This window comes from Pantoea sp. BRR-3P, assembly GCF_039621635.1.
Lineage (GTDB): Bacteria > Pseudomonadota > Gammaproteobacteria > Enterobacterales > Enterobacteriaceae > Pantoea > Pantoea floridensis.
In genome coordinates this window covers 1197315-1220629 of record NZ_CP155066.1, presented here as the reverse complement: position 1 = coordinate 1220629, position 23315 = coordinate 1197315, and the positions used below count along the sequence as shown (strand labels likewise).

18 protein-coding genes and 1 tRNA gene are annotated in these 23315 nt (G+C 52.8%); 15 read left to right on the top strand and 4 right to left on the bottom strand.

The window, feature by feature from the left end; genetic code table 11:
- Positions 1–101: 101 nt before the first annotated feature.
- From AAGR08_RS05575 to yejF, 8 genes are all read left to right on the top strand, one after another.
- Positions 102–1076 carry a GTP-binding protein gene (locus AAGR08_RS05575; RefSeq protein WP_345828958.1) on the top strand — a complete coding sequence of 325 codons (975 nt, stop codon included), beginning with the start codon at positions 102–104 and terminating at the stop codon, positions 1074–1076.
- 44 nt (positions 1077–1120) lie between these two features.
- A complete protein-coding gene (locus AAGR08_RS05570) occupies positions 1121–1828 on the top strand; it encodes a phosphatase PAP2 family protein (protein WP_345828956.1) in 708 nt (235 codons plus the stop codon).
- A gap of 514 nt (positions 1829–2342) precedes the next feature.
- Complete coding sequence (gene mepS, locus AAGR08_RS05565) at positions 2343–2918, top strand: bifunctional murein DD-endopeptidase/murein LD-carboxypeptidase (RefSeq protein ID WP_097096639.1); 576 nt, start codon at positions 2343–2345, stop codon at positions 2916–2918.
- 284 nt (positions 2919–3202) lie between these two features.
- Positions 3203–4768, top strand: coding sequence for a cyclic di-GMP phosphodiesterase (locus AAGR08_RS05560; RefSeq protein ID WP_345828955.1), 1566 nt, complete (start codon positions 3203–3205; stop codon positions 4766–4768).
- Positions 4769–4833: 65 nt separating this feature from the next.
- Positions 4834–6642, top strand: a complete 1809-nt coding sequence (locus tag AAGR08_RS05555) for an extracellular solute-binding protein (protein WP_345828953.1) — start codon at positions 4834–4836, stop codon at positions 6640–6642.
- A gap of 10 nt (positions 6643–6652) precedes the next feature.
- Positions 6653–7744, top strand: a complete 1092-nt coding sequence (locus AAGR08_RS05550; protein ID WP_097096636.1) for a microcin C ABC transporter permease YejB — start codon at positions 6653–6655, stop codon at positions 7742–7744.
- Positions 7744–8766: a microcin C ABC transporter permease gene (locus AAGR08_RS05545; protein ID WP_097096635.1), complete on the top strand. Its 1023-nt coding sequence runs from the start codon at positions 7744–7746 to the stop codon at positions 8764–8766. The genes AAGR08_RS05550 and AAGR08_RS05545 overlap by 1 nt, the downstream gene beginning before the upstream one ends.
- A complete protein-coding gene (yejF, locus tag AAGR08_RS05540) occupies positions 8767–10353 on the top strand; it encodes a microcin C ABC transporter ATP-binding protein YejF (protein WP_345828951.1) in 1587 nt (528 codons plus the stop codon).
- Here the strand turns inward: yejF and AAGR08_RS05535 are convergent.
- The 3 genes from AAGR08_RS05535 to rsuA all read right to left on the bottom strand — a co-directional run bounded on the left by AAGR08_RS05535 (position 10350) and on the right by rsuA (position 12995).
- The gene (locus AAGR08_RS05535) at positions 10350–10676 is read right to left on the bottom strand and encodes a hypothetical protein (RefSeq protein ID WP_097096633.1); all 327 of its coding nucleotides are present in this window, start codon (positions 10674–10676) and stop codon (positions 10350–10352) included. The genes yejF and AAGR08_RS05535 overlap by 4 nt on opposite strands.
- A gap of 390 nt (positions 10677–11066) precedes the next feature.
- Positions 11067–12260, bottom strand: coding sequence for a Bcr/CflA family multidrug efflux MFS transporter (locus tag AAGR08_RS05530; RefSeq protein WP_345828948.1), 1194 nt, complete (start codon positions 12258–12260; stop codon positions 11067–11069).
- Between the two features lie 12 nt (positions 12261–12272).
- Positions 12273–12995 carry a 16S rRNA pseudouridine(516) synthase RsuA gene (rsuA, locus tag AAGR08_RS05525; protein WP_097096631.1) on the bottom strand — a complete coding sequence of 241 codons (723 nt, stop codon included), beginning with the start codon at positions 12993–12995 and terminating at the stop codon, positions 12273–12275.
- 164 nt (positions 12996–13159) lie between these two features.
- On the opposite strand from rsuA, the gene AAGR08_RS05520 reads away from it, so the two are divergent.
- The 3 genes from AAGR08_RS05520 to AAGR08_RS05510 all read left to right on the top strand — a co-directional run bounded on the left by AAGR08_RS05520 (position 13160) and on the right by AAGR08_RS05510 (position 19316).
- Positions 13160–14914, top strand: coding sequence for a DEAD/DEAH box helicase (locus AAGR08_RS05520; protein WP_345828947.1), 1755 nt, complete (start codon positions 13160–13162; stop codon positions 14912–14914).
- 131 nt (positions 14915–15045) lie between these two features.
- On the top strand, positions 15046–15330 hold the full coding sequence (rplY, locus tag AAGR08_RS05515; RefSeq protein ID WP_097096629.1) for a 50S ribosomal protein L25: 285 nt from the start codon (positions 15046–15048) through the stop codon (positions 15328–15330).
- A 200-nt stretch (positions 15331–15530) separates the two neighbouring features.
- Positions 15531–19316 (top strand): S6 family peptidase, encoded by a 3786-nt coding sequence (locus tag AAGR08_RS05510; RefSeq protein WP_345828944.1) that lies wholly within the window; start codon positions 15531–15533, stop codon positions 19314–19316.
- A gap of 53 nt (positions 19317–19369) precedes the next feature.
- On the opposite strand, the gene yejK is transcribed toward AAGR08_RS05510, so the two are convergent.
- Positions 19370–20374 carry a nucleoid-associated protein YejK gene (gene yejK / locus AAGR08_RS05505; RefSeq protein WP_345828942.1) on the bottom strand — a complete coding sequence of 335 codons (1005 nt, stop codon included), beginning with the start codon at positions 20372–20374 and terminating at the stop codon, positions 19370–19372.
- Positions 20375–20532: 158 nt separating this feature from the next.
- On the opposite strand from yejK, the gene AAGR08_RS05500 reads away from it, so the two are divergent.
- The 4 genes from AAGR08_RS05500 to AAGR08_RS05485 all read left to right on the top strand — a co-directional run bounded on the left by AAGR08_RS05500 (position 20533) and on the right by AAGR08_RS05485 (position 23246).
- A complete protein-coding gene (locus AAGR08_RS05500; protein WP_007889427.1) occupies positions 20533–20760 on the top strand; it encodes a YejL family protein in 228 nt (75 codons plus the stop codon).
- Positions 20761–20782: 22 nt separating this feature from the next.
- A complete protein-coding gene (gene yejM, locus AAGR08_RS05495) occupies positions 20783–22537 on the top strand; it encodes an LPS biosynthesis-modulating metalloenzyme YejM (RefSeq protein WP_097096626.1) in 1755 nt (584 codons plus the stop codon).
- A 70-nt stretch (positions 22538–22607) separates the two neighbouring features.
- Positions 22608–22684 (top strand) — tRNA-Pro (locus AAGR08_RS05490).
- A 358-nt stretch (positions 22685–23042) separates the two neighbouring features.
- Positions 23043–23246 (top strand): hypothetical protein, encoded by a 204-nt coding sequence (locus tag AAGR08_RS05485; RefSeq protein ID WP_097096619.1) that lies wholly within the window; start codon positions 23043–23045, stop codon positions 23244–23246.
- Positions 23247–23315 lie beyond the last annotated feature (69 nt).

Below are 23315 nucleotides of genomic sequence, written 5' to 3'. Positions count from 1 at the left end.
CTTCCTTCCGGCCGTCGGTGATTGTTATAGTATAACAACGCCGTGCGCGCCGGATCCCCCTCTTCCGCGCGCCTATTATCTCTTTCTTTGGGAGCCCTTTTGTGACGCGCGTAAACCTCATCACTGGATTTCTCGGCAGCGGAAAAACCACCACCCTGCTACACCTGTTAGCCACTAAACCTGCCAATGAAAACTGGGCGATTCTGGTCAATGAATTTGGCGAGATTGGTATCGATGGCGCGCTGCTGGCCGATCGCGGTGCAACGTTGAAAGAGATTCCCGGTGGCTGCATGTGCTGCGTCAATGGCTTGCCGTTGCAGGTGGGGCTAAACATGCTGCTGAAACAGGCTAAACCCGATCGCCTGATTATCGAACCTACCGGCCTTGGTCATCCCAAGCAGCTGCTGAATATGCTGCGCGCTGCCGTGTATCAGCCCTGGATTCAGGTTGATGCAACTTTAACGCTGCTCGATCCACGCCAGCTGGCTGATCCACGTGTGGTGGCGAACGAGAATTTTCGCGACCAGCTGGTGGCAGCAGATATTATTGTCGCCAATAAAAGCGATCGCTGGAGCGATGAAGATCGTCAGCGTTTACAGGATTGGCAGCAGCAGTTTTTAGGCGATCGTCAAATAGTGGAAGCGGCGTGGGGAGAGATTGCGCCCGAGCTCCTTGCCCAACCCGCTTTGGCGGATCGTGCGGTACCTGATGCGGCGCATCATCATGCTTCTGCCCGTCCACAAGGGCTGGCGGCATTAAAACTGGATGGTCAGGCGCGCTGGCGACGTGCGTTAAATGAAGGCCAGGGCTATGCTTCTTGTGGCTGGATTTTTGATGGTGATACGGTGTTCGATACGATCCAGGCGCTAGAGTGGGCAAGGCTTGCACCGGTTGATCGGGTGAAAGGCGTGTTACGTACACCGGACGGTTTGGTTAACATCAACCGCCAGGGTGAGGACCTCTTTATTGAAACCCGGCCCACCACACCACCGGATAGCCGTATCGAATTGATCCATCATCAGCCAGCAGACTGGAATCTTTTGCAGACGGGCTTGTTGAAGATTCGTTTAAATTAGATGCGTTAGGTTGCCACGTTGTTTTCACTTTGAGTCTATTTTTTATGCGCGCTTCTCGATTAATCACCATTCTGCTGCTTAATGCATTGGGGGTGATGCTGTTCCTTTCATGGTACTTACCACCCGATCACGGGTTCTGGTTTGGTATCGATAAGGCCATTTTTTATGGCTTTAATGATCAGATGGTTGACCATCACGGCTTCGCTGTCTTAGTGGCTATCACTAACTTCCGCGGTTTTGATGTGGTTTCACTACTGGCGATGGGTTTGCTTTATCTGTGGTTCTGGCGTCGTGAGACACCGCAAGGCCGCCGTCGCATGCTGGCTATCGGCGTCACCATGCTGCTAAGCGCGGTGATTCTTAACCAGCTCGGCCATTTGCTGCCGGTACAACACTCCAGCCCAACGCTCTTCTTTGAAAACGTGCATCGCGTAAGTGAATTAACCGGAATTCCGGCGAAAGATGCTTCGAAAGATAGCTTCCCTGGCGATCACGGCATGATGCTAATTATTTTTACCTGCTTTATGTGGCGCTATTTCGGCTTCCGCGCCTTCCTGGCGGGTTTGATTATTACCGTTGTGTTCGCTCTGCCGCGCGTTATGGCCGGGGCGCATTGGTTCACCGATATCGCTGTGGGTTCATTATCCGTGGTTCTGGTGGGCATGAGCTGGTGTTTATTAACACCGTTCAGCGACAAGGTAGTGAATTGGTTGAATCGTTCACTTCCGGGCAAATATAAGCCACACGCGTAATTGTTAAGCGCGAGCGATCATAAAAGATAAAGTCACTCGCTCGCGCTTAATGAAAACTTAATTAGATTATTAGCAAACTAACCTTATTCTGATAAAAGAAAACATTATGATAAAAAACGCGTAACAATAGCCTTTTTCCGAGTTTGTCCAGCCCCACCCCTCTCAAAATCGGCCTTAGCGCCAGAATTACCCCCTGATTGCACCGCTATTTGGCTATTAAATCGCTGCGAATTGCTGATAAAATAGCCTTTGTGTTACAGATTGATTTCACATCGAAAAAAGCTATAAAAATTTATATAAAAGCACTCGCCACGCGGTCTGTAATCGGTTAACCTCAAATCCGATTAGTAAGCAACAGCATAAAATGCGGTGCCAAAAACAACAAAAATGTGTTCATTAACACATTTTAGTAATTAAGGAATTGTCTTAGACGGTTGTACTTATTAATCTCTATCCGTTTTGTCATCTGGCTGACGACATTCTGTCGTAAGGAAATCGAAGGAAAACACCTATAATGGTCAAGTCTCAACCAATACTGAGATACCTCAGGCGGATCATTCCCGCAGTAGCACTCGCAACACTTTTATCAGCATGTAGCAGTACCCATAACGGTCAGAACGCGAATAACGAGAATCATGAAGTTAACAACCAGAATGGTTTTTTACTTCAAGCGTCTCAGGACGAATTTGAACAAATGGTGCAGAACGTGGACGTTAAGTCCCGCATCATGGAACAGTACAGTGACTGGAAAGGTGTACGTTATCGCTTAGGCGGCGACACCAAACGCGGCATTGATTGTTCTGCTTTTGTTCAGCGCACCTTTCGCGAGCAGTTCGGTTTAGATTTGCCACGTTCAACGTCAGAACAGCAAGACACCGGTAAAGAAATTTCACGCAATAAGTTGCGTGCAGGTGACTTAGTGTTGTTCCGCGCGGGTTCAACCGGTCGTCACGTTGGCATCTATCTCGGTAACGATAATTTCGTTCACGCGTCTACCAGCAGTGGCGTCATGATTTCCAGTTTAAACGACAGTTATTGGAAAGCACGTTACCGCGAAGCGCGTCGGGTTTTAGCTAAAAATCCGAGCTAACGAACACCTTTGAAGATCCTCTCAGCCAGAGAATCAGAAAACGCTGCCACGGCAGCGTTTTTTTTTGCCTAACGCTTTTTAACTCAAATCCAACGCATAAAAAGTAATTGAGAATCAAAAATATAACGAGACTTTATTTGCTGACTCGTTATATTCTCGTTGACTTCCTGATACCCAAACATCGCGCTGCAAACGCCGTTTTTACCACGGCCGCAAGAAGAAAAATGGGTAGCGACTAAAGCGAAAAACATAATAAAAATGGCAAGACAAGGGGAATGCACTCCATGCCACTGTCGGGGACGCTGAAACGTCATGCAAGCTATTCACGCCGCATCGCCTGGAGTAGCGCGATCGTAGGCGCGGTATTTTTTCTACTATTCGTTACTGTGCTGTTAACTCTGACCTGGCAGAAGCGCACCCAGCAACATGAACAACTGTTAGCGCAAAGCCGGGACGATTTACAACAGGTCATCTCAACGCTATCGGATACGCTTTATCCCCTGCAGCAATACACACAATTTAGTTGCAACAGCGTTGGTCGCGAGCTGACATCACGGGCTGCGTTCGCTGGGAATATTCGCGCTATATTGCTGGTTCGCGACAGCTACGCGTACTGCTCCTCGGCAACCGGTGCCTTCCTGCTGGCCGCCAACGATATTTCTCCTGAATCTGAACTGGAACGCGATCGCGATATGCGTTTGCTGGAAGGTACACCTTTGCAGCCGACCAAACCGGCGCTGGCGTTATGGGTGAAGCATCCCGGAGCGGAAGAGACCGGCATTCTCGCTACCATGAATATCACGCTCACGCCTTATCAGCTGCTGGCTTCCTACCATCCGGAAATCACCGGAATGGCGTTGGTAATGGGCAACAAGGCGCTGCTGAGCAACAGCAATCAAGTGGTAAACCGCAGTGATTTACCTGTTCCGCTGCGTGAGATCGCCTTTAACAATGGCCCCCTGCATTTTTTACTGTTTGGCACCACCTTAGCGCCACGCGATTATCTCCTTGCTCTGCTAACCGGTCTGCTGTTCTCGTTATTCGTCACGGCATTGAGTTGGCTCTTGCTGACAAGACATCAGCGGCCGGGCAAAGAGATCATGCTGGCCATTAAACAGGGCCAGTTCCACGTTGAGTACCAGCCATTAGTCACCGCGCATGACGGCCAGCCATACGGCGTTGAAGCCCTCCTCCGCTGGACACATCCGACGGAAGGCATGATCCCACCCGATGTTTTTATCGGTTATGCGGAGACGCAGAATCTGATTATTCCGCTCACTCAGCACCTTTTTACGCTGGTCGCGCGCGATGCTCAGTTTCTCCATCAACAGCTACCGCAGGGCACGCGTCTTAGCCTTAATCTTTCACCGCTACACCTGGCCTCAGAAAGTTTTCGCCGCGATGTAGAGGAGTGGATGAACACCATGCCCGCCGGGCATTTCAACTATGTTTTTGAAATCACTGAACGCACCATGGTGAAAGAGAAAAACGCGGGAGAAATCTTCGCCTGGCTGCACGCAAACAACGTTAAGATCGCCATTGATGATTTTGGTACCGGTCACAGTGCGCTGATTTATCTGGAAAAATACCCGTTCGATTATCTAAAAATCGACAGAGGTTTTGTGCAAAGCATTGGCACTGAAACCGTCACCTCTCCGGTTTTGGATACCGTGTTGCTGCTGGCAAAAAAGCTTAATTTGAAAACCGTGGCGGAAGGCGTAGAGACGGGCGATCAAGCGGCGTGGCTGGTGAATCGCGGCGTAACCCATTTGCAAGGTTACCTGTTTAGCCGCCCGTTAAGGCCGGAAAACCTCATCAGCTATTATCAACGCCAGCGGGCGCTGAGTTAACATCACGCGAACCCCATGAAACTGCTACCATAACGTGCGGATTACCACAGGAGATCGCCTCACTTATGCTGCTGCGTCTTATCACAGCGTTGTTGGTTTATAGTGCTATTGCGCCGCTGCAGGCCGCGACCATCAACGAAAGCTATGCCTTCGCTAAGCTGGGTGACCCCAAATATGCGGTGAATTTCACTCATTACGATTACGCCAATCCCGCAGCGCCTAAGGGCGGCAAAATCACGCTGGCCGTGGTCGGTACTTACGACAACTTCAACCGTTTCGCCTCGCGTGGTAATCCAGGCATTGGCACCGATACGCTCTACGACGGTCTGTTTACCACCTCTGACGATGAACCGGGCAGCTACTATCCGCTGATTGCCGAATCAGCGCGCTACCCAAGCGATTATCGCTGGATGGAAGTGTCGATTAACCCGCATGCGCAATTTCAGGATGGCACCCCCATCACCGCGCAGGATGTGGCGTTTACGTTTCAGAAGTTTATGACCGAAGGCGTGCCACAGTTTCGCGTGGCGTTTCGTGGCGTAGAAGTTAAAGCGCTGAACCGTCTTACCGTGCGCATCGACATGCCCAAAGCGGATAAAGATCGGGTGTTGAGCTGGCTGACGCTACCGGTCTTGCCGGAGAAGTTCTGGCAAAACAAAAAGTTCAATGAACCCATTGGCTATCCGCCGCTTGCCAGCGGCCCCTATCGCGTGACGTCTTACAAATCGGGTCAATTTATCCAATACAGCCGGGTAAAGGATTACTGGGCCGCTAACCTGCCGGTTAACCGCGGGCGTTTCAATTTCGACACGCTGCGCTACGACTATTATCTGGATGACAACGTCGCCTTTGAGGCTTTCAAAGCTGGCGCTTATGATTTGCGCGAGGAGAGCTCGGCAAAAAAATGGGCCACGCAATATCGCGGCCGCAATTTTGCCAGTCACGCTATCGTTAAATCGACGATCCCAAACACCGTCTCTACCGATACCCGCTGGCTGGCATTTAATAATGAAAAACCGCTGTTCGCCGACCGCCGCGTACGTGAAGCCATCACGCTAGCGTTCGATTTTGAGTGGATGAACAAAGCGTTATTTTATGGCGCCTATAAACGGACTGACAGCTATTTCCAGAACACCGTCTACGCGGCAAAAGGTTATCCAAAAGCCGAAGCGTTAATATTGCTGGCACCGTACAAAACGCAATTGCCGCCGCAAATCTTCACTAATGAATATGCCCCGCCGCGCTCTGATGGCAGCGGGTTCGATCGTGGAAACTTACTCAAAGCCATGAACCTGCTGAAAGAGGCTGGCTGGCAGATTAAAAATCAGCAGTTGGTGAACGTCAAAACGGGCCAGCCGTTCCGCTTCGAATTGCTGATGCGCAGCGGCACGCAAAATGACTGGGCGCTGCCCTTCCAGCACAGCCTCGAACGGCTGGGCATTCAGGTTTCGCTGCGCCAGATTGACAGCTCGCAATATTTACGGCGTTTACGTGAAGGTGATTACGACATGATCCCGTCACTCTATTACGCGATGCCGTGGCCCTCGACCAGCTTGCGGACTATCTGGCAATCGGAGTTCATTGATTCTTCATGGAATACACCGCGGGTGAAAGATCCCATCGTTGACCACTTTGTACAGCAGATCGTTGATCATCAGGGCGATGAGAAAGCGCTGCTGCCGCTTGGTCAGGCACTGGATCGCATCCTGCTGTGGAATGCCTATATGATTCCGATGTGGTACAGCGCCGAAGATCGTATGGCTTACTGGGACAAATTCTCCCATCCCGAGATTAAACCTGCGTTTGCTACCGGTCTGGAAAACTGGTGGTACGATGTGAACAAAGCCGGACGATTGCCGGCCGATCGACGCTGAGGAGCGCAGTTTGGCAGCCTATTTTTTACGCAGGTTACTGCTGATCATCCCCACCTTATGGGCGATTATCACCCTGAACTTCTTTATTGTGCAGATCGCACCGGGCGGCCCGGTAGATCAGGCATTGGCCAACGTGCAGTTTGGTCACAGCACCGGCATTCCCGGCTCTGGCGGCAGTGATAGCGGCACGCGCGGGGCCTTGCTACGCGATAATCCCGGCGATAGCCAGTACCGCGGCGCGCGCGGCCTCGATCCGGAAGTGATTGCAGAGATTAAACATCGCTACGGCTTCGATAAACCGCTCTTGCAGCGTTACGGTGAAATGCTGTGGAACTACATTCGCTTTGATTTTGGCGACAGTCTGTTCCGTAGCGCCTCGGTGCTGCAGCTGATCAAAGAGAGTTTGCCGGTCTCGATAAGTCTTGGTTTGTGGAGCACGATAATTATTTATCTGGTATCGATTCCGCTCGGCATTAAAAAGGCGGTACGCAACGGCAGCCCCTTCGATATCTGGAGCAGCATCTTTATTATCATCGGTAATTCTATTCCAGCATTTCTGTTCGGCATCATGCTGATTGTCCTGTTCGCGGGCGGCAGCTATTTCGACTGGTTCCCACTGCGCGGCCTGACCTCTCCGCAATTTGATACGCTGCCCTGGTATAGCAAAATCACCGATTATCTTTGGCACATCACGCTGCCGGTGCTGGCCACGGTGATTGGCGGTTTCGCCACGCTGACCATGCTGACCAAAAACTCGTTTCTCGATGAGATTCGTAAACAATATGTGGTTACCGCGCGTGCAAAAGGGTTGGATGAAAAGCGGGTGCTGTACGGTCACGTGTTCCGTAATGCCATGCTGCTGGTGATTGCCGGCTTCCCCGCCACCTTTATCAGCATGTTTTTCACCAGTTCGGTGTTGATTGAGGTGATGTTCTCACTCAACGGTATGGGCCTGCTCGGCTATGACGCCACCATTCAGCGCGATTATCCGGTGATGTTCGGCACGCTGTATATTTTCACGCTAATTGGTCTGCTCATGAACATTCTCAGCGATCTCACCTACACGCTGGTCGATCCGCGCATTGATTTTGAGGGACGCTGATGCGTTTATCTCCTGTAAACCAGCAGCGCTGGCAGCGTTTTCGTCATAACCGCCGTGGTTACTGGTCGCTGTGGATTTTCCTGATCATTTTTGTTCTGTCATTGGGTGCCGAGTTGCTGGCCAACGACAAACCGCTGCTGGTGCACTATCAGCAACGCTGGTATATGCCGCTGTTGTTCAACTACAGCGAAAGTGATTACGGCGGCGATTTCGCCACCCCCGCTGACTATCAGGATCCGTGGCTGAAACAGCGTATTGCTCAGCAAGGTTGGGCGATTTGGGCACCGATTCGCTTTGGCGATAGCACCATCAATTTCGCCACCGATGTGCCCTTCCCTTCCCCGCCTTCCATGCAAAACTGGCTGGGTACCGATGCCAACGGCGGTGATGTGCTGGCGCGTTTGCTGTATGGCACGCGCATCTCACTGCTATTTGGCATTCTGTTAACGCTGTTTTCCAGTGTGATTGGCATCGTGGTGGGGGCAGTACAGGGCTATTTTGGTGGACTCATTGATCTGATCGGCCAGCGCCTGATTGAAGTGTGGTCCGGCATGCCTTCGCTGTTCTTGCTGATTCTGCTATCCAGCGTGATTCAGCCCAATTTCTGGTGGCTGCTGCTGGTCACGGTGGTGTTTGGCTGGATGAGTCTGGTAAGTGTGGTGCGCGCCGAATTTCTGCGCACGCGTAATTATGATTATATTCGTGCCGCACGTGCGCTTGGCGTTAGCGACAGCCGCATTATGCTGCGTCACATGTTGCCCAACGCCATGGTGGCAACGCTGACGTTTCTACCTTTTATTCTCTGCGCTTCAATCACCACCCTGACATCGCTGGATTTCCTCGGCTTTGGTTTGCCGATCGGGTCGCCGTCACTGGGTGAGCTGCTGCTGCAGGGAAAAAATAATTTACAGGCACCGTGGTTAGGCCTTGCCGGCTTTTTTGCCCTCGCCCTGCTACTGTCGCTGCTGATTTTTATTGGTGAAGCAGTACGCGATGCTTTTGACCCGAGTCGAGGACGCTAAATGAGCCTGTTAACGGTTAATCATCTGGCGGTGGCATTTGGCGATCGCCGCGTAGTGGACGATATCTCGCTGCGTATCGATGCGGGCGAAACGTTGGCGCTAGTGGGGGAATCCGGCTCAGGGAAAAGCGTCACTGCGCTGTCGATCATGCGCTTATTGCCGCAGCCGCCGGTCAACTATCCGCAGGGTGAAATTCTGTTCAACGGACAGGATATTTTGCAGGCCAGCGAGCGCACGATGCGTGGACTGCGTGGCAACCAGGTGGCGATGATCTTTCAAGAACCCATGGTATCGCTCAATCCGTTGCACAACGTGGAAAAGCAGCTGTACGAAGTGCTTTCTGTGCATCGTGGCATGCGTCGCGAAGCGGCACGCGGAGAGATGCTGAGCTGCCTCGATCGCGTTGGCATCCACAATGCGGCATCGCGCCTGCAGGATTTTCCGCACCAGCTATCAGGCGGCGAGCGCCAGCGTGTGATGATCGCCATGGCGTTACTTACCCAGCCGAAGCTGCTGATTGCGGATGAACCGACCACCGCGCTGGATGTCACGGTTCAGGCTCAGATTTTGCAGCTGCTACGCGAACTGCAGCGTGAACTGAATATGGGCATGCTATTCATTACGCACAACCTCAACATTGTGCGCCAGCTGGCGCATAGCGTTACGGTGATGCGCAATGGGCGCACCATCGAACACAACCGCTGCGATTTACTGTTAAGTCAGCCGCAGCAGGCCTACACCCGCGAGCTCCTGGACGCAGAACCGGATGGTAGACCGGTGCCGCTGAACAATGCGCAACCGCTGCTGCAGGTGAAAAACCTGCAGGTTGGCTTCCCTATCCGTCGTGGCCTACTGCGGCGTACCGTAGCGGAAAAAATGGCGCTGCAAGATCTTAGCTTTACGCTACGCCGGGGTGAAAGCCTTGGACTGGTAGGAGAATCGGGATCCGGCAAAAGTACCACCGGTCTGGCTCTGCTGCGTTTGATTACCGCACGCGGAGAGATTTGGTTTGAGGATCAGCCGCTGCATCAGCTCTCACCGAAACAATTGCTGCCGCTGCGCCAGCGCATCCAGGTGGTGTTCCAGGATCCTAATTCATCGCTCAATCCGCGTATGACGGTGCAGCAAGTGATTGCCGAAGGGTTAGCGGTGCATCGTCCTGAACTCAGCGCGGCCGCACAAGAAGAAAAGGTGATTGCGGTGATGCAGGAGGTCGGGCTGGATACCGATAGCCGTAACCGCTATCCCGCCGAGTTTTCGGGTGGCCAGCGTCAGCGTATTGCCATCGCCCGGGCGCTGATTCTTGAACCCCAGCTTATTGTGTTAGATGAACCGACTTCTTCACTCGATCGTTCCGTGCAGAAACAGATCCTGACCTTGCTGCGCCGCTTACAGCAGCAGCATCAGCTGGCTTACCTGTTTATTAGCCATGATTTGCAGGTAGTACGCGCACTCTGCCATCAGCTCATTGTGCTGCGGCAGGGCGAGGTGGTGGAACAAGGTGACTGCGATACGCTGTTTAATGCACCAACGGCTGAATACACACGCCAGCTATTGGCTTCCGCACAGGGTAAAGACATCAATTAATGACCATCGAAGGTTTCAGCAATGGCGACGCCCTGATTTTTCAGGCAGCAATTGGTCGCGCTTTCATCATCACGCCGAATCAGTAGACACGGCTGCCCTTCACACTCGGCGATTTTGCACTCGACCTGAATTTGCGCCAGCGTTTCTTGCAGCTGGTGCAGAATTTCCAACGCCGGATGACCATCGTGGCTGAGCAGACGCAGCACCACTAAATCCCCGGCATGCACGCCATCCGCCGTTTCCTGACGCTCTATTTCACCTACATGATCAACCGACCAGCGATAATGTTGTGGCAAGCGATGCACAACAGAAAGTTGCAGCATAGTTATACGGCCCCCAGAGACGTTTACTTTATTCACGACGACGGCATAACGCGGTGAATCCCAACCTGGTTAGCTCAGAATGCGGACTTGGTTTGCCTTCTTGTTTTAAGCACAAAGCGTGTAGCTAATAGATAATTTGCGAGGCTTCTCACATTTAGGCCTATGTTTACCCTGTTCAGCCGCCGTTAACAATCATTTTAGACGCAATGTCGTTACTTTTTTATCTATAAATTTTCACATTACGGAAACATTAAGCATAACGAATGAATGGGGATTCGCGAGCGGTGAGATGAGATTTGAATAAATACCAGGTCGTCATAAATGACGACCCTACGGAAAAGGTTGGGATTTCAGGCATGTAGGGTCGCCATTCATGGCGACCGCAATAACTTAAACCGAATGATGCGGGCGTGATGCATAGGTAAACAGCACAATTGAAACGGTGGCACACAGCGCGATGGTAGCCACCATTGGCCAGGCGCTGTTAATACTCACCAACGACAGCAGTGCCCCGACTAATGCGCCCACGCCAAAGCGCAGCGTACCGGCCAGTGATGAAGCGGTGCCGGCCATATGCGGGAACTCATCAAGAATCACCGCCATCGCATTCGACGATACCGTCGATACGCAGCCAATGAACATCGCTACACCAAACACCAGCGAGAGGAAACCTAAATCCAGCGCGCTAGAGATAAGCAGCCAAACGCCCATGGCGAACTGAATCACTAGCCCAAGGCGAAACATTTTCAGCGGACCAAAGCGGCGCACCGCGCGGCTGTTGATCAATGTCATCACGAATAAGAACACCACGTTCAGACCGAAGTAATAGCCGAAGTTTTGTGGCGAAACGTGATTCACTTCGATGTAAACGAAGGGGCCGGCGTTGAGGAAGGTAAACAGACCGGCAAAAGAAAATCCGCTTGCCAGCATATAGCTAAATGCGCGCTTATGGCGCACTAACGCCACGAAGTTGCTCATCGTCGTCCGCAGATGAAAACGCTGGCGCTGCTCGGGCTTCAGCGTTTCACGGATCTGTGTCACCACCAGCACCGTCGTAATCAGTGCCGCACCTGCCAGCGTCCAGAAGATCGCGTGCCAGTTCCACAGCAGTAGCAGCCAGCCACCGATGATCGGCGCCAGCAGCGGCGCGATGGTGGTGACCAACATGACAAACGACATCATGCGCGAGAAGTCCTCTTTCGAGTAGGTATCGCGCATCAGGGCGTTGATCACCACGCTGGCTGCGGCAGCAGATAAGCCGTGCAGGAAACGCATAAAGATCAGCTGATCGATGGTTTGTGATAACGCGCAAGCCGCTGCGGCGCAGGCAAAGATCAGCGTTCCCAGCACGATCACCGGCTTACGTCCATAGCTGTCCGCCAAAGGCCCGTATACTAACTGGCCGATGGCAAACCCGAGGATGTAAAGGTTGAGCGTCATCTGTACGCTGCCAGCCGATACCGCGAATTCGCGGGCGATTTGCGGCATTGCTGGCAGATACATATCGATAGAGAGCGGCATCAACATCGCCAGCAATCCGAGAATGATCACTAAGCCAACCGGTGAATTCTTTTCCTTACGCACCGCGTTCTCCTGCTATTTACGTTGTTTAAGCTCTTCAGGCAGGCCGATGCTATCAACCTCTTCCTGGGTCAGCTCGCGATATTCACCTTCACCGAGATCGTCATCCAGTTCGATGTCACCGATGCGTTCACGATGCAGCGCTGAAACGTGATTACCCATCGCAGCAAACATGCGTTTGACCTGATGATAGCGCCCTTCACTGATCGTCAGACGCGCGGCCTTCTCATCAAGAATCTCCAGCACCGCCGGTTTGGTGAGATCTTTTTCATTGTGCAGCTGTACGCCCGCCGCAAATTTCTCCACCAGGGAAGGATCGATCGGCTCTTCCACTTCCACCAGATAGGTTTTTTCAAGGTGATGCTTTGGTGAAGTAATACGGTGCGACCATTGCCCATCATCGGTTAACAGTACTAAACCGGTGGTATCGATATCCAGGCGCCCTGCCGCATGCAGCTTGAACGCCGCCGGCTCTTCAATGAAGAACAGCACGGTAGGATGATCGGGATCGTCGGTTGAACAGACGTAACCCTGCGGCTTGTTCAGCATGAAATAGCGCGGGCCTTGCTGTACCACCAGCGGATTGCCGTCATATTCGACTTCATCGTCTGGCAATACTTTGTAAGCCGCATCGCGGACCACTTCGCCGTTGATCGTGACTTTTTTGGCGCGGATTTCGCGTCCAGCGATAGCACGGCTGACTTCCAGCTGCTGAGATATGAATTTTTCGAGTCGCATGAATTCGTTTTGCCTGTTACTGCGGGGAAACTGAAACGGTGTTTTGTCCCTGAATAAGGTGTGGGCAGTATAGCGGGAACCCGCTGCGGCTAACAGAGGCGATCCTGCGTTTCAGCTGCTTTCATGACATAATGCGCGCCCGTTCCAGAAAAAAGTTTGCCCCGATGTCATTCACTCTGCGCCCATACCAACAAGAGGCGGTTGACGCCACCCTCAACCATTTCCGCCGTCATACCACGCCTGCGGTGATTGTGTTGCCGACCGGTGCGGGAAAAAGCCTGGTAATTGCTGAGCTGGCAAGGCTGGCGCGCGGACGTGTACTGGTGTTGGCCCATGTCAAAGAATTGGTGGAGCAGAACCACAGCAAATATCAGGCATATGGCCTGCAAGCGGATATCTTCGCCGCCGGTTTACAACGCAAACAAAGTGAAAGCAAAGTGGTATTTGGCAGCGTGCAATCGGTAGCACGTAATCTTGATCGCTTCGACAGCGCCTTTTCACTGGTGATTGTTGATGAATGTCATCGCATTAGTGATAACGAAGAGAGCCAGTATCAGCAGCTGTTCGCTCATCTGCGTCAGCACAATCCCAGCCTACGTTTGCTGGGATTAACCGCCACGCCCTTCCGCCTCGGTAAAGGCTGGATTTATCAGTTCCACTATCACGGCATGGTGCGCGGTGATGAGAAAGCGCTGTTCCGCGACTGCATTTATGAGCTGCCGTTACGCTACATGATTAAACACAGTTTTCTGGTGCCGCCGGAGCGGTTGGATATGCCGGTGGTGCAGTATGATTTCAGCCGGTTGATTCCACAAAATAACGGCTTGTTTAGTGAGGCCGATCTTAACCGCGAGCTGAAACAGCAGCATCGCGTGACGCCACATATTATCCGCCAGATCGTGGAGTTTGCTGAGGACAGGCACGGCGTAATGGTGTTTGCTTCCACTGTGGAACATGCGCGAGAAATCCTGACGCTGTTGCCAGAGAACAGCGCGCTGGTGTCGGCGGAAACCGCGGTGAAAGATCGCGATCGGTTGATTGGCGAGTTCAAAGCGCAACAGCTGAAGTTTCTGGTCAACGTGGCGGTCCTGACCACCGGATTTGATGCACCGCATGTTGATCTGATCGCGATTTTGCGCCCCACCGAATCGGTAAGTTTGTATCAGCAAATTGTTGGTCGCGGCCTGCGGCTCTCGCCCGGCAAAACTGATTGTCTGGTGCTCGATTACGCCGGTAATCCGCACGATCTTTTCACGCCGGAAGTGGGCGCACCAAAAGGCGCCAGCGATAATCAGCCGGTGCAGGTTTTTTGTCCCGCTTGCGGTTTCGCCAATACTTTCTGGGGCAAAGCAACGGAAGATGGCCACATCATTGAGCATTTTGGTCGCCGCTGTCAGGGTGTGCTGGAAGATGATGAAGGCCAGCGCGAACAGTGTGACTATCGTTTTCGTTTTAAAAGCTGTCCGGATTGCGGTGCCGAGAATGACATCGCCGCCCGCCGCTGCCAGCAGTGCGACAAAATTTTGGTCGATCCTGACGATATGCTGAAAGCCGCGTTGAAGTTGAAAGATGCGCGCGTACTGCGCTGTGCCGGCATGACGCTGGAACAAGGACGCGACGACAAAGGCGAATGGCTTAAGGCCAGCTATTTTGATGAAGATGGCACCAGCGTAAGCGAGCGTTTTCGCCTGCAAACGCCGGCGCAGCGCAAAGCTTTTGAGCAAGTGTTTATGCGTCCGCATCAGCGCGCGCCAGGCGTGGAACTTGGATGGCAAACCGCTGCCGATGTCATTGCGCTGCAACCCTTGCTGCGCCATCCCGATTTTGTGGTAGCACGTGCGAAAGGCCATTTCTGGCAGATTCGTGAAAAAATGTTTGATTATCAAGGACGTTATCGTCGCGCCAACGAACTGCGCTGAGCGGCGGAATCATTTGCCCCTGCCCCCCCTTTGGGGCTATAATGCCGCCCGCTTTTGCATCCGTAAAAGCAGTTTGAATAACCGTCCTGTTGCTGGGTCGCCTGTAGCAGGAATTATTGAAGAGATATCAAATGTTCACTATTAACGCTGAAGTACGTAAAGACCAGGGTAAGGGTGCGAGCCGCCGCCTGCGTGTAGCAAACAAATTCCCAGCCATCATCTATGGCGGTAATGAAGCACCAGTTGCTATCGAACTGGACCACGACGCCGTAATGAACGTGCAGGTTAAACCTGAGTTCTACAGCGAAGTGCTGACCATCGTTGTTGATGGTAAAGAAGTGAAGGTTAAAGCTCAGGCGGTACAGCGTCATCCGTTCAAGCCAAAACTGCACCACATCGACTTCGTTCGCGCTTAATCGCTGAATGAGTTGTTGGTAGAAGGGTCGGTTGCGAAACCGGCCCTTTTATTTTGTCTAAAATCCTGCGTTAAAATCCCGCGTTTACCCCTCCTGCCCGCTTAATTCTTTGAGACGTTTCTGCGTAAGCTTTGCGCGATTACATGAAACTATGACGCCTTTCTTCTTGACTTTAGGGAATTATGAGAAAGGGAATTCATGTGAAAAAAGCCAACATCATCTCTTACGGCACGCTGTTTATCTGCCTGTCTTCCTCGGCAGGCGTTATGCGGCATGACACCAATGTGCAGGACTATCGCGACTTTGCGGAAAATATGGGCAAATACCGCGTCGGGGTGAGTAATATTCCGGTTTATAAAAAAAATGGCGAGCTGGACGGCTATCTTGATTTCCCGATGCCGGACATGAGCAGTGTATCTCGTCGGGGTTATGCGGTGTTAACGGCACCGTCTTATATGATGAGCGCGCGCCATGTAAAAGACTTGACCAGCGTTTTTTTTGGTGGCCCGTCAGAATATGCTCAGCGCTACCATTTTATTAATCGCAACGCCGTATCTGACGCGATTGATCAGGACTTCATGTTTCCACGCCTGAATAAGGTTGTAACGGAAGTCGCACCTGTTGGACGCGTAGAAAACAGTGAATTAAAGGCAGGCCATGGGACACGATATACCGCCTATGCTCGCGTTGGTTCAGGAGGTATGGTTCAGATTAATGACGACTTAACGGATGTTAACCAAATCTCAGGCGCATACAAATGGCTTGCAGGAGGTGTTATTAATCCAGCTGTCGTCGAGTTCACAAAGAATTACTTTTATTACAAGCAGTACGCCCCTGGTAGCCCACTATCGACGCCACTCTCTATTACTACCCAGCCCGGTGATAGTGGTAGTCCTGTCTACGTTTATGATTCATTCGATAAACAATGGAAATTAGCAGCTGCCCATTCTGGTAGCAGATATGGTAGCCCACCCTATACCAGGGAGTCTTATGCTTCATTAATCCCTGATGATTTTTTCGATAAAATTGTGGCAGATAATATTTCACCCGATGTAACTGACATTGCAGGTGCGGGAAATATTGTCTGGGATCCCGCATCAATCAATCAGGGAGATCAAAACTGGAGCTGGCAGGGTTTGGACGGAAAATATCGTCATCTTGCTCCGGTTAATGCCAGTTTTGATGAGCTTGATGCCAGCAAAGATATCCGCTTCAACGGCGCGGGCGGTGACATCATCCTGAGCGATGCCGTTAATCTCGGTGCTGGCAAGCTACAGTTCTCAAATAACTACACCGTGAAATCAGCGGAGGCCGCTACTGCCACCTGGGTTGGCGGCGGTATTGAAGTCGACGCGGGCAAAAAGGTGCTGTGGCAGGTCAATGGCCTTGCCGATGATGACCTGCATAAAATTGGCGCTGGTACGCTGCACGTCAACGCCAAAGGCAAAAACCAAGGCGGCCTCAACGTCGGCGACGGCACCGTCATTCTCGATCAGCAGGCCGACGATCAGGGCAATCAGCAGGCTTTCTCACGAGTGATGATCGTCAGCGGCCGCCCGACGGTCGTTCTCAATGGCGATAACCAGGTTGCAGGCGACGATATTTTCTTCGGCTATCGCGGCGGCAGGCTCGATCTGAACGGCCACGACCTGACGATGAAAAAAATTAACCACACCGACAGCGGTGCCACGCTGATAAACCAGAGCGCCGATCGCGCTGCCAGCCTGACGCTGACCGGCTTCAAACCTGCTGATATCACCATTCAGGAGTGGGATTCTGCCACCCATGCAGGCACTATTGGCGATATTTACGAAGACTGGAACGACCGCTCGCAGCGCATTGAATACTTCCAGCTTAAAACCAGCACCTACAGCTGGTTCCCGACCAATCAGCAGGACAATAGCTACTGGAAATATATCGGTTTTGACGCAGAAGAAGCGCGAGCCTACCGCGCCATGCAGTTCAATAATCTGGTCTACCGCGGCTATATCGGCTCTTACGATCCGGACGGCGTCAACGGCCAGTTTAACTTTGATTTCTCCCCGGAAATGTCTGCTGCCAGGCTGGCGCTGACCGGCGGCAGTAATATCAACGGCAACATTAATGTGAATAACGGCACGCTGCTGCTCTCCGGCCAGCCGGTGCCGCACGCCGGCGGCCTGATCATCGATGACGACTGGTACACCTCAACCTTTATTGCCGACAACATCGTCGCCGCCAGTAACACGCGGCTACAGGTGGGCGAATACGCGCAGGTGAAAGCCAACATTCAGGCCGGTGACAACAGCCAGGTGCTGCTGGGTTACCAGCCCGGAGCGGACGATCAACACCAGATTTTACGCTGCGTTTCGCCGGTACAGAGCACTGCAACTTCCTGCGAAACCGCAGCGCGTGATGCAGCAGCGTTACGCGCCCTGCCCGCCAGTACGGTACACGGCGATATCACTCTGGGCGACCAGGCTGAACTTCATCTCGGTAAGATCGACTTACGTGGCCGCATCACCGACCGAAATGCCGCGCGGGTTACGATGTCGGGTGAAACCTTCTGGAACCTGACGGGCGACAGCCGCATGCAGCGCCTCAGCGCGCCGCAGGGCGGCATTATCTCGACGCTCGCCGATGACGATAAAACCTGGCAGCCTAAACAGCTGTGGGTAGAAGATCTGTATGCCAACAACCTGCAGCTGGGTTTTGGTATTGCCCCGCAAACCGGCATCAGCGACAGCCTGTACATTGATAAATCGGCGCAGGGCGCCGGCAACACGCTTGATCTCGGCTTTATGCTCGGCGAAACCTTCCCGGATAAGGTTCCGAACCAGATCGTATTGCTGGATGCGCCGGCCGGCACCGCGCATGACTACTTCACCCTGCCGCCGATCGGACGGGGATTCTCCCTCTACACCCCGGACTATCAGGTCATTGAGGACGCGGGCCGCGTGAAGTGGATCATCGCGAAAACGCCGGTGCCGGTGATTGATCCCGTTCCGGTGCCGACGCCGGATCCAGTGGTCGACCCGACTCCGGATCCAAAACCTGAACCGGTTATCGATCCCGCACCCGAGCCGGGTAAACCGGAAGACTGGTTTATCATCAGCGATAATAACGGCCTGCTGCACAACACCCGCGCGCTGCTGGCGTCACGACAGTATCTGTTCAGTGAAATTACCGCTTCACTTAACGATCGCGCGCAAACGCTGCATGGCGATGCGCAGATGCACGGCGTCTGGGGCGGTTATCGCTATAACCACGGCGGCGTAGCGGGCGTTAACATTCAGCAGCAGGCGTTTGAACTGGGCGCAGATAAACAGGACGGCGCGTGGCGGTATGGCCTGATAGCCAGCCACGGTTTGGGTCGCGCGAAAGGTGCGGGCTCGATTAAAAATCAGCTCAGTACTCTCGGCACCTATGCCACCTGGCTGGCAGATAGCGGCTGGTTTACCGACCTGGCGGCACGCTATATCCACCTGCGTCAGGATTTAAAGCTGGATCCGGCGCTTGAGGTACAAGGCACGCAGCGCACCAGCCAGATGCTGGCGGCAAGCGTAAAAGCAGGGCGTGAAATCGCGCTGTTGGATGATTCCTTCACCTTCTCACCTTACCTGGAAACCCGCGTCGGCTATCTGCCGGGCTATCAGCTGCAGGGTTACGATGCCGATATCGCGTTAAGCAGCGCCACGCCGTGGTCGGTATCGCCCGGCATTGCGCTGAGAAAGCGTGGTCTGGGTTCTGTGCTGCCAGAGGTGTCACTGTTCGCTGATATCAGCAAGCAATATTCGCCGGGCAGCAGCGGCTCAACGCTGACGCTTGCAGACAGCCACGCCAGTCGCGTCTACAACGCGTGGAGCGACAACCGCTATCGCCTGCATGTAGGATTTGAGGGGCCGATCAGCGATAACTGGTCATTGCAGGTAGGGGCGAAGCACAGTGCAGGCGGAAAGTATCAGACCGACACCGCACTCAACGGTGCGCTGAACTATTCTTTCTGATCAGGAAGTCCTTATATAAAAAAACCGGGCAACTCTCTGCCCGGCTTTTTCATTTATTTGCTGCTGGTTCGACGCTGCAACTGATCGCGCAGATTCGGCGGCGTACCTTTGATCGTCAGCGTATCGGTCGTTGGGTCCCAGAAAATACGTTCGCCAAGTAACATCGCGTCAAAGTTCAATGTTAATCCACCGCCGCTGCCCGCAAATTTGGTCAACTGGCGCAGCGTGCTGCGATCGGCTGGGAAGGTTTCTTCCAGCTCATACCCTTGTTCCTGGGTGAAGGCCTGGAAAGTTTTTTCGCCGAGCGGCGGTAATTCACTGGATAGGTCTTCCAGTGCAATCTCTTCGCCCGCCTGCAGCTGCTCATTGCAGTAGCTGTAAACCTGCTGACGGTAATTCTGACGCTCATTTTTATCGAGGTCCGATTCCGCGCAATAATCATCCACCGCTTGCAGCAAGCCGCGGTTTTGCGCTTTGGTATCCAGACCTACACTCGCGCCAAGGAAATCCATAAAGAAATCGGCTACTTTGCGCCCCACGCGGCCGCGCAGGAAGGTTAAATAGCGGGTAGATTCCGGATTGGTTTCCCATTCGGTAAGGTCGATACGCGCCACGATATCCGCATGGTTGATATCGAGATAATGGGTGCTGCTGATATCAAGCTGCTCGTTCACGCGCATGCTCGACTGGCTGTTTAATACCGCGACCAGCAAATACTCCACGGCGAGATAGCGATAGTGCAGGAACAGCACCACGCCACCTTCCGCAAAGGGGTATTTACTCAGCTCATCGCGCAAGCGACCGGTGGCCGCACGGCTAAATGCCAGAAAGTCATCCTCCCCTTTGCGGCAGTTACGCAGCGCATCCGCCAGCTCGCTATCTTGGTTAAACAGGCCGTAAGCTTTGCTTTTGGCGCTGTAAACCCGATGCAGCTCTTCCGCCATCTCTTCAACCGCGCGGGTAGCTGGCAGCAAGGTGTCGCGCAGTACCAGTTCCAGCTGGTTTTCATCACGTTTAACTAACTGATGCAGGGCAATCTGGTCGATATCCAGACTCATGGTAGACTCTCCTTTTAGCTCAGGCGCGTATTCAAACACCGCCCGCTGCTGCTTTCAACTACCAGCACAAACTGATCGCTCTGCTTGCGATAAAATTGCGGAAAAAAGTGCGTTGTTACGGTAATATACCGCCTTTTCACCCTTGATTAGACGACGATATGCCACAATCATCCCGTTACAGTGACGAACGCGTGGAAAAGCTCCTCGCAGAGATGGCGCAGATTCTTGAGAAAGACAAAGCGCCAACCGACCTTTCCCTTATGGTATTGGGTAACATGGTAACTAATTTGATCAATACCAGCGTTTCACCGGCTCAACGCCGCACCCTGGCACGATCTTTCGCGGAAGCATTACAGTCTTCCGTACGCGACGACAACGCTCATTAATATGCAGATTTGACCTCATAATATGGTAACCAACCGGCAGCGCTACCGTGAAAAAGTCTCCCAGATGATCGGCTGGGGGCATTGGTTTGCCCTGTTTAATATTATCTTCGCGTTTATTTTAGGCAGCCGCTATCTGTTGGTTGCCGACTGGCCCGCGTCGCTTGCGGGCCGCATCTATGCCTATACCAGTTGGATCGGCCACTTTAGCTTCATCGTCTTCGCCGGTTATCTGCTGATCATTTTCCCGCTCACCTTTGTGGTGATGTCACAGCGCTTGCTTAGGGTGCTATCGGCGATTATCGCTACCGCCGGATTAACGCTGATTATGGTCGACAGCGCGGTCTTCAGCCGCTTCCACCTCCACCTTAATCCGGTGGTGTGGGAGTTGGTGATCAACCCCGACCAAAGCGAGATGGCGCGCGACTGGCAGCTGATGTTTATCAGCGTGCCGCTGATTTTTCTCGTGGAGATGCTGTTCGCCACCTGGAGCTGGCAAAAGCTGCGCAGCCTCAATCGGCGTTCGTTCGGTAAGCCGCTGGCCGCTCTGTTTATCAGCGCCTTTTTCGCCAGCCATTTGCTGTATATCTGGGCCGACGCCAATTTCTATCGTCCCATTACCATGCAGCGCGCCAATCTGCCGCTCTCCTATCCGATGACCGCGCGTCGCTTCCTTGAGCGTCACGGCTTGCTGGATGCGCAAGAGTACCAGCGCCGTCTGGTGCAACAGGGCGATCCGGAAGCGCTGTCGGTGCAGTATCCGCTCAGCGACATTACTTTCCGTGATGCTGGCACGCGCCATAACCTGCTGGTGTTAACCGTTGACGGTCTGAATAACGGCACGCTGGACAAAGCGCTGCCATCACTCAATCAATTTGCCAGCGAAAATGTGCGCTTTACGCAGCATTACAGCGCCGGGTTGCAGCCGGAAAAAGGCCTGTTTGGCCTGTTCTACGGCATCTCTTCCAGCTACATGGATGGCGTACTGGCATCGCGTATGCCCTCCGCTCTGCTGAATGCTTTGAATGCACAAGGTTATCAATTCGGCTTGTTCTCTTCGGATGGCTTTAGCCAGCCGCTTTATCGTCAGGCGTTGTTAGCGGATTATTCGCTACCGCAGGCCGACACGCAGCCGAACAGCACCACGGTAACGCAGTGGCAAAACTGGCTTAACGGTCAGAAAGCGAACGGTACGCCGTGGTTCTCATGGATTGCCCTGAACGGTGTCACCATCAACGGCGATAACGTGAAGGCGCGTCAGCGCAGCTATCTACGTCAGGCTGGCGGTGTTGATGAGCAAATCAATGCCGTGCTGCAAACGCTACAACAGCGTGATTTGTTGAAAAATACTGTGGTCGTGATTACCGCGCAACGTGCCGTCAATCCGGATAGCAACGATGACAATCCAGGCAATCGTGCCACGCTACAGGTGCCGCTGGTGGTGCACTGGCCGAATACGCCCGCACAAACCATCGATCGTTTAACCGATCAGCAAGACGTCATGACCACGCTGATGCAGCGTCTGCTGCATGTGCGCACTAATCCGTCCAACTATTCGCAGGGTGAAGATCTGTTTGCCGCACAACGCAGCCATGATTGGGTTGCCAGCAGCGAAGACGGCAAGCTGGTGGTCACCACGCCGACGGTAACGTTAGTGCTGAATAATAATGGCAGCTATAGCGCATACGATATCCACGGCAAACGGCTGAAAGATCATAAGCCACAGCTGGCGCTGCTGTTACAGGTATTGACTGAAGAGAAGCGATTCATCGCAAACTGATTAATAATGAGGCAGTTAAATGCTGCTCATATTGCAATCGTGCGAAGAAACAGTAATATTCCATCACGTTCGGCACGTAGCGCAGCCTGGTAGCGCACGGTCATGGGGTGTCCGGGGTCGGAGGTTCAAATCCTCTCGTGCCGACCAAAATCCCGAAGAAAGCAGCCTTTATGGCTGCTTTTTTTTTGCCTGAATTCCACAGAGCGGCAGGTTGTAACCAGCGCTTTCAAAAGCTGTTTTCTAAATGATGACGTAACCCTCTATCCTTGCGAGTTCACCACTCGGCCTCATCCCGTTCTAACACCCTTCATATCACGTCAAAACAATCAGAATTACGCCAACAAAATCATCATTCTCGTCAAAAAATCAGTAACTTACCGAAAGCAACCGAAGCCGAGCCAGATCACATTTTTGGAGAATTGTGACAGCACTTCATCAAACTGAAACAAAAATGTCACAGACTTCTCTTACTCTTAGGACTCCTGTTTTTTCGATGGAAACCATTATGGTCATCAAAGCAAAAAACCTGCAGGATGCGGAAGAGCTGCTGCACTCGGGTATCAATAAAGTGGAACTGGCTTACGATATCGGCAGCGACGACTTCTTCCGTCTGGCCACGCGCTGGTGCGATCGGGGCGCGCGCATCACCAAAGGTCATCAGCACTTTGTGGTGCAGATTAAAGGTATGGCAATTCCCCCGAATAACTAAAAGTGAGCGAGCCCCTTTAGCTTGCTCTCCATCCGGCTGACTGGTAAAACTACATTTTCCGTCAGCCGT